The organism is Bacillus pretiosus (assembly GCF_051294775.1).
Lineage (GTDB): Bacteria > Bacillota > Bacilli > Bacillales > Bacillaceae_G > Bacillus_A > Bacillus_A wiedmannii.
Genome location: NZ_JBPPHF010000702.1, coordinates 1 through 278 on the forward strand (window position 1 = coordinate 1; position 278 = coordinate 278).

At 37.8% G+C, this 278-nt stretch carries 1 protein-coding gene; it reads right to left on the reverse strand.

Going from position 1 to position 278, the window contains the following annotated elements; translation table 11 throughout:
- Positions 1 to 278 (reverse strand): MBL fold metallo-hydrolase (locus ACSG5Z_RS32795; RefSeq protein ID WP_435713024.1); only part of this gene is annotated, 278 nt, incomplete at both ends.

A 278-nucleotide genomic window follows, 5' to 3' on the forward strand; every position in this document is an offset into this window, starting at 1 on the left:
TCTCCAGAAAATACAGCATTCGCCTCTTTACAGTAATAAGAAATACTGCCTGGAGAATGTCCTGGTGTCTCAAAAATTTCAAAGTTAAATGAACCAATTGCTAATGCACCTTCTGCATCAATAATATGATCTGCTGGTTTTGCTGTAATTCTGCGATTCATCATAAAGATTTGAGAACCATTTACAGTTGCATCGCCTAACCAATCTGCTTCTTCTTTATGTACGTACACAGGAATATGAAAAGCGTCTCTTACCGCATCAACAGCACCAATATGATC